Genomic DNA, 7,479 nt, shown 5'->3' on the forward strand with positions numbered 1-7,479 from the left:
GGGGCATCGATACGGCGGCGCATATCGGCGCGCTGGCGGGTGGCACGGTGGCGGTGATCGCGGGCGGCATCGACGTGGTGTTCCCGCCGGAGAATGCCGAGCTGCAGGAGAAGATCGCCAATGACGGCCTGTTGCTGGCCGAGATGCGGCCGGGAACGCAGCCCCATGCGCGGCATTTCCCGTGGCGTAACCGGATCATCGCCGGGGTCAGCGCCGGGACGGTGGTGGTCGAAGCCGCGCCGCGCTCCGGCTCGCTGATCACGGCAAGGCTTGCGGGAGAAGCTGGGCGGGAGGTGATGGCCGTGCCCGGATCTCCGCTCGACCCACGGGCGCAGGGGTGCAACCAGTTGATCCGTGAGGGCGCCACGCTGATCCAGTCGGCGGCGGATGTTCTGGAGGCGATTGGCCCCATCGATCCCCGGATGGTGCGGCAGGGGCGGTTGGATTTTGAAGGCGGGCCAGTGTCGCCGGACGCCGACGAGGCGGCGCGGCGGTCGGTCGCGAACCTGCTTGGCCCGGTGCCGGTGCCGGTCGATGAGGTCATCCGCCAGTCCGGCATCGTTCCGGCTATCATTCAGACCATCTTGCTGGAGCTTGAGCTGGCGGGGCGGCTGGAGCGGCATGCCGGGGGGCGGGTGAGCTTGATTGCCTAGGCGCTTGACGGCGGCCGCAACCCGTTTCCAGACTCGCGCGTACACGTAAGGGACCGATTCAGCACATCATGCAGCTAGTCATCGTAGAGTCGCCGGCGAAGGCGAAGACCATCGAGAAATATCTGGGCGGGGACTTCCATGTGCTGGCGTCCTACGGCCATATCCGGGACCTTCCGGCCAAGGACGGGTCGGTCAATCCCGACGACGGCTTCGCTATGTCCTGGGAGAATTATGGCGACAAGGGCAAGCAGCTCAAGGCGATCAGCGACGCCGCCAAGGGCGCGAGCCGCCTGATCCTGGCGACTGACCCTGATCGCGAGGGCGAGGCGATAAGCTGGCATGTGCAGGAGGTGCTGCGCGCCAAGAAGGCGCTGCCGCAGACGGTCGACCGGGTGACGTTCAACGCGATCACCAAGACGGCGGTGCTGGACGCGATGGCGCATCCGCGCGCGCTGGACGAGGATTTGATCGACGCCTACCGGGCGCGGCGGGCGCTGGACTATCTGGTGGGGTTCACGCTTTCGCCGGTGCTGTGGCGCAAGCTGCCCGGTGCGAAGTCCGCAGGGCGTGTGCAATCCGTGGCGCTGCGGCTGGTGGTCGAGCGGGAGCGGGAGATTGAGAGCTTCACGCCGCAGGAATATTGGTCGGTCGCGGCCGAGATGGAGCAGGGCGGGCAGGGATTCACTGCGCGTCTGACCCGATGGAAGGGCGAGAAGATCGACCGCCTGACGATCGGCAAGGAAGGCGATGCGCTCGCCGCCAAGGCCGATGTCGAGGCAGGGCGCTTCACGGTCGAAAAGGTCGAGACCAAGCCGGTTACGCGCAATCCCCCGCCGCCCTTCACGACATCCACCTTGCAACAGGAAGCCGCGCGCAAGCTGGGCTTTTCCGCCAGCCACACGATGCGGATCGCGCAGCAGCTCTACGAGGATGGCGCGATCACCTATATGCGGACCGACGGCGTGCAGATGGACGGCAGCGCCATTTCCGCCGCGCGCAAGGCGATCGCCGACCGCTATGACGGCGCCTATGTGCCGGACAAGCCGCGCATCTATCAGACCAAGGCGAAAAATGCGCAGGAAGCGCATGAGGCGATCCGGCCGACCGATTTCTCCCGCGACAAGGTGGGATCGGGCGATCATGCGCGCCTGTATGATCTGGTATTCAAGCGCGCTCTGGCGAGCCAGATGGCGTCGGCGCGGATGGAGCGGACGACGATCGAACTGGTCGACGGCACCGGCCAGCACGCGCTGCGTGCTACCGGACAGGTTGTGATCTTTCCCGGATTTCTCGCCCTTTATGAAGAAGGCAGGGACGACAGTGAGGATGAGGACGGCAAACTGCTGCCGCGCCTCTCCGAAGGCGACGCGCCTGCCAAGAAGTCCGTGACCGCCGAACAGCATTTCACCCAGCCGCCGCCGCGCTACAGCGAGGCGAGCCTGGTCAAAAGGCTGGAGGAACTGGGCATCGGGCGGCCGTCCACTTACGCCTCCACGCTGCAGGTGCTGAAAGACCGCGACTATGTGCGCGTGGAGAAGAACCGCTTCTTCGCCGAGGAGAGCGGGCGGCTGGTGACGGCGTTCTTGGAGCGCTTCTTCGAACGCTATGTCTCCTACGACTTCACGGCGGGCCTTGAGGACGAGCTGGACGATATTTCCGGCGGCCGGGCGCAGTGGCAGAAGGTGCTCGAAGCCTTCTGGCGGGACTTCAAGCCCAAGACCGAAGAGGTGATGGCGCAGAAGCCATCCGACATCACCGCCGAGATCGACCAGTTCCTAGCCCCTATGCTGTTCCCGCCCAAGGCGGACGGCAGCGACCCGCGCCTCTGCCCCAATTGCGGCGAGGGCAGGCTGAGCCTGCGCGGCGGGCGGTTCGGCGCGTTCATCGCCTGCTCCAACTATCCGGAGTGCAAATATACCCGCAAGTTCGGCCAGCCGGGCAGCGACGGCGCGGCGGACAGCGGGCCGGAGGTCCTTGGCCAGCATCCCGAAACCGGGCAGGACATCACCCGCAAGAGCGGGCGTTTCGGCCCCTATATCGAGATGGGCGAGGGCAAGGAGGCCAAGCGCGGCTCCATCCCCAAGGACCTGCCCGATGGCGAGATGACGCTGGACTGGGCGGTGAAGCTTTTGAGCCTGCCGCGCACGGTGGGCGATCACCCGGAGACCGGTAAGCCGATCGTTGCCAATATCGGCCGTTTCGGGCCGTATCTGCAGCATGACGGCAAATATGCGCGGCTGTCCTCCACGGCGGAGATTTTCGAGACGGGCATGAATGCCGCCGTCGCGAAGCTGGCGGATGCAGCTAACAAGGGTCCGCGCGCGGGCGGATCGCGGGAACCGCTCAAGGTGCTGGGCGCGCATCCGCGCACGGAAGCCGAGATCAAGCTGATGGAGGGCCGTTATGGCGCCTACGTCACGGACGGCACGACCAACGCCACCCTGCCCAAGACGGTGGACAAGGACCAGTTGACGCTGGAGGAAGCAGCGCAGCTAATTGACGCCCGCGCCGCAGCCGCCCCGGCGAAGAAAGGCAAGAAGAAGGCCGCACCGAAAAAAGCGGCCGCCAAGAAGCCCGCCGCAAAGAAAGCGCCTGCTGCAAAGGCGACGGGGAAAGCGAAGGTGTAAGCCATACGGAATGCGACCAAAGTCTAAGGTCTTCAGGGCCTTGGCCATGGCGCGTTTCACGCTTCATTAAAGGCGATTTGGCATCTCTGACCCCCATATCTAGGGGCGTCGATGGTCTTGACGGTTAAGGGTTTCTGGAAGTGCCTGACGGTGCTGTTGATCAGCGCCGCCGCCCTTTTTGCGTCCCCGGCACTCGCATGCACGGTCAGCGGCACGGTGACGAACAATGTCGGCCCCTATTCCCCGGCGGCGGTCAAGGCTGGTGCGGTGCCCGCGATCAGCAATCAGGCGGGGCTTAGCTGCGGTACGGCCGTGTTGGTGCTGCTGGGCGGCAGCTATATCCGGGCGACCTTCACCAGCGCCAACAACTTCCTGCTGAAGCCATCCAGCGGCGCGAATATCAGCTACACGGCATCGGCCGATTCCAATGCGGCGGTGCCGATCACGCAAGGCGCGACCGTCGACTATATGCAGAATAACCTATTGAATTTACTTGGACTTCTTGGCGGAAGCAATGCGGCATTGCCCTTCTTCATCAAGCCGTCCAGCGCTACTTTGGTGGCGGCGGGCACCTATAGCGACGTCATCACGATCAACTGGAGCTGGCGCCTCTGTTCGGGCGTCTATGTGGCCAATGTCTGTACGCTGGGCACGCTGGATCAAGGCACCGGGCAATCAGTGATTACCGTCAACCTGACCGTCGCGCCGCAGAATATGACGATGGTGATGAGCACGGCGACAACCTGGGATACGCTGAACAGCACCACCAATCCGAAGGCGTTGCCGGGCAGCAAGCGGCGGTCGTCCGTGCTGTTGACCAATCCCGATATCGTGCCGCTGGACAGCAATACCGTGTCGGTCGTCGTTCCGACACCGGCGGGCACCTATATCGCGCTCGATGGCGATGGCAGTTCAGGCGGCGCGGCGATCCAGTTCACGCAGGGCAATCCGACATCCAACCTGACTTTCACCTACACATCACCCAGCAGCACGAGCGACAATGTGGAGTTTTCGTCGGACGGCGGCAGCAGTTGGGCCTATGTGCCAGTGGCGGGAGATGCGACCAGCCAGTCGGCGGTGACTCATGTCCGCCTGAAACCGCAGGGCGTCATGGCGGCAGGGTCGTCCTTCACGGTTTCCCTGCCTTACGCCGTCAAATAGCGCCTATTTGCGCGGGGCCATGCCGCCAAAAGTGACAAGGCTTTCCGACCCGTCAGCACCGACCGCCGCGACGCCGATGAAGGTATCGTCGACAATGACGTCGAGCGTGGTCGCGGTTCCATCCTTAACCACCCGGCTGTTCGCCCAGTCCTGGCTATCGGCGCGCCGCCAATAGACCCGATAGGCCGAAGCGCCCGGCACGGCATCCCAACTAACCTTGGTGTTCATCGATAGCGCGCCGTCCAGATTGACCGTAGCGGGCGCGGCGGGGGCGGAGGCGAGGGTGGTGAGCGCAGCGATATTGAGCGCCGTCACCTTCGCCAGATAGGGGAAATCCATGCCCTCCACCGTGTCGCCATAGACGCGGCCATTTTCGGTCCGCAGATTTTGGTGCTGGCGGTCGTAATTCTCGATGCCGACGGTGAAGCGGACCGCCGGGAAGCCGAGGTCGAGGAAAGGCGAATGGTCGCCGCCGCGGCCGAAACGATCCGGGCGGCGGATGGCAAAGACGTCAAGGCCGATGGCGGGTTCCGCCCTGGCGATGGCGTCGACCTTCTTCGCGAGGGCGCGGGAGGGGCCGTCATCCTCCCCGCCGATCGCGCGGCGGACAAGGGTGGCCTTGGGGTCTTCGGAGGCGCGCGCACCCTCCGAAAAGACGCGGACCCGGTCAGCCACGCGGGTTCCATCCTGGCCGACCGTATTGCCGACGATGTCGTTGTTAAGCATGGCGCGCACATGCCAGCCGCGCTCCTTGGCGGTGCGCGCGAGCAACTGCCCGCCCCACAAGCCCTGTTCCTCGCCGGAGAGCAGGGCGTAGACGATGGTTCCCTCCAACTTCTGCCGGGAAAGGATGCGCGCGGCCTCCATGACAAGGGCGCTGCCGGAGGCATTGTCGTTCGCGCCGGGGGCGTCGCTGGTGATGTCCATGACGTCGGACACGCGGCTGTCGATATGGCCGGCGACGATGACCACCTGATTGGGATCGCCCGCGCCGCGTTGAATGGCGAGGACATCGACTACCTCGACGCCCTGTGGAGCGCGCGGACCGGAGAAGGGACCGGCGATACTCTCGACCGTCAGGCAGCCGCCGCAGCCCTTGCCGATCTTTTCGAACTCGGCGGCGGCCCAGCGGCGGGCGGCGCCGATCCCGCGCTTCTTGTCGGTGGCGGAGGACAGGGTGTGGCGGGTGCCGAAGCTGACCAGCTTTTCGACCGTGGCTTTCAGCCGGTCCGGGCTGGGTTGCGGATTATTGGCGGTCGCTGGAGCGGCCGCGATCAGCAGCAGGGGGAGGAGGCGTTTCATGACGCCATCATGCCCCCTGCGTCGACATGGTTCAACCGGCCGCCAATGCCGCCGCCCAGAGTTTGTCTTGATATGCGGGAGATATAGCGTGCTCCTGCGAAAGCAGGAGCCCAGTCCTGCCCTCTGAACTGGGCTCCTGCTTTCGCAGGAGCACGCCTCAGTCGGAGCAGGGCAAAGTCTAGAGGCGAGACAGCGCGAAGTTTAGAGCCGGGGCAGGGTGACGCCGCGCTGGCCCATATATTTGCCCGCGCGGTCGGCATAGCTGGTCTCGCACGGCTCATTGCCCTGCAAGAACAGGAACTGGCAGGCCCCTTCATTGGCGTAGATTTTCGCGGGCAACGGCGTGGTGTTGGAAAATTCCAGCGTCACATGCCCCTCCCAGCCCGGCTCCAGCGGCGTGACGTTTACGATGATGCCGCAACGGGCATAGGTGGATTTGCCAAGGCAGATGACCAGTACGTCGCGCGGGATGCGGAAATATTCGACCGTGCGGGCCAGCGCGAAGCTGTTGGGGGGGATGATGCAGCAATCGGTCTTGCGGTCGACCAGGCTGTTGCCATCGAAATCCTTGGGATCGACTATACTACTGTTAACATTGGTAAAAATCTTGAACTCGTCCGACACGCGCGCGTCATAGCCATAGGAGGAGAGGCCGTAGCTGATGCAGCCGTCGCGCTTCTGCGCCTCCACGAACGGCTCGATCATGCCGGTTTCGAGGGCCTGGGTGCGGATCCACTTGTCGGAAAGTATGGCCATGAGCGTCAGGCGTCCCTTGATTCAATTGCGGCGCGGGCAAGGCCGGGGGTTATGCCCAGATTGGCGGGTCCGAAGGCGGCAGGCAGGAGAGCGGCGACGCTGTGCGTCTGCACGGCATCGCCCTCCGCAGCGGCACAGAGGATAGCGAGGGTGCGCCCGGCCATCTGCTCGGCCTCGTTCATGATCTGGCGGCAGCGGCCACAGGGGGTGACGACGGCCGCGCCCCCAATGCGTCCCGCATCGTCGATCGCACCGCCCGCAACGGCGATCGCCTCAATATCCGTCAGCCGCCCCTGCGCATTGGCGGCGGCGATGGCGACGGTTTCGGCGCAGAGCGACAGGCCGTAGCTGGCGTTTTCGAAATTGCTGCCCTGGATGATCGTGCCGTCGGTCAGGCGCACGGCGGCGCCGACCGCGAACTGGCTGTAGGGCGCATGGGCGTGATGCATGGCGGCGCGGGCGGCCGCGACGAGGGACTGGACGGAAGCAGGGGTGGGGGAGTCTGTCATGGCGCCACGACATCCCATTCCACCGGCGCATCGACCCCGTCAAGGCGGCGCATGTTCGACGCCGTCCACATCACCCAGGCGCGCCCGGCATAGTCGGGCTTCAGGAAATTGCGGTCCAGCCACAGGGTGCGGTAAATGCCGCCGCCGACATCGTACAGGTCATTGAAATCCTTCGACACGCGCACCACCGCCGTCTTGCCGCTATGCGCCTCTATCAGGTTGAGGAAGGTGTTGAGGCTGGCAAGCACGGAATCCCGGCTCGGGCGCTTGCCGCAATCTGGATTGAACGCCAATCGCACCACGGGCGGGAGCGCCGCATTGTCGCGCGGCACGGTGGTCACGAACATCGTCGCCTGATCGGCGGCGGGGGCACACAAGGAAAAGTCGTGCATGGCGCCGTAGCGCAGGCCGACCCTGCGCGCGCCGGCCCAGTTGGCGGCAAAGGCGGGGTCACGGTAAGCCGCCCCGGCG

General features: G+C 65.0%; 7 protein-coding genes. 3 read left to right on the forward strand and 4 right to left on the reverse strand.

Translation table 11 applies throughout. The annotated features are described in order from the left end of the window. The 3 genes from BHQ40_RS23345 to BHQ40_RS23355 form a co-directional block, all read left to right on the forward strand. The coding region (locus BHQ40_RS23345) for a DNA-processing protein DprA (protein ID WP_139139454.1) at positions 1–653 on the forward strand (653 nt) is incomplete at its 5' end. 68 nt (positions 654–721) lie between these two features. Then, positions 722–3,280, forward strand: a complete 2,559-nt coding sequence (topA, locus tag BHQ40_RS23350; RefSeq protein WP_070158119.1) for a type I DNA topoisomerase — start codon at positions 722–724, stop codon at positions 3,278–3,280. Between the two features lie 111 nt (positions 3,281–3,391). Further along, the gene (locus BHQ40_RS23355) at positions 3,392–4,441 is read left to right on the forward strand and encodes a spore coat protein U domain-containing protein (RefSeq protein ID WP_070158120.1); all 1,050 of its coding nucleotides are present in this window, start codon (positions 3,392–3,394) and stop codon (positions 4,439–4,441) included. Between the two features lie 3 nt (positions 4,442–4,444). On the opposite strand, the gene BHQ40_RS23360 is transcribed toward BHQ40_RS23355, so the two are convergent. From BHQ40_RS23360 to BHQ40_RS23375, 4 genes are all read right to left on the reverse strand, one after another. Continuing rightward, entirely contained in the window at positions 4,445–5,743 is a 1,299-nt protein-coding gene (locus tag BHQ40_RS23360; protein ID WP_070158121.1) for a M28 family peptidase, read from the reverse strand. A 201-nt stretch (positions 5,744–5,944) separates the two neighbouring features. Next, the gene (gene dcd / locus BHQ40_RS23365) at positions 5,945–6,499 is read right to left on the reverse strand and encodes a dCTP deaminase (RefSeq protein ID WP_070158122.1); all 555 of its coding nucleotides are present in this window, start codon (positions 6,497–6,499) and stop codon (positions 5,945–5,947) included. Positions 6,500–6,504: 5 nt separating this feature from the next. After that, on the reverse strand, positions 6,505–7,008 hold the full coding sequence (locus BHQ40_RS23370; RefSeq protein ID WP_070158123.1) for a cytidine deaminase: 504 nt from the start codon (positions 7,006–7,008) through the stop codon (positions 6,505–6,507). Next, positions 7,005–7,479, reverse strand: a 475-nt coding sequence (locus BHQ40_RS23375) for a GH25 family lysozyme (RefSeq protein ID WP_070158124.1), incomplete at its 5' end; no start/stop codon positions are given. The genes BHQ40_RS23375 and BHQ40_RS23370, both read right to left, overlap by 4 nt.

It is taken from the genome of Sphingobium phenoxybenzoativorans, from assembly GCF_001757355.1.
Classification (GTDB): domain Bacteria; phylum Pseudomonadota; class Alphaproteobacteria; order Sphingomonadales; family Sphingomonadaceae; genus Sphingobium; species Sphingobium phenoxybenzoativorans.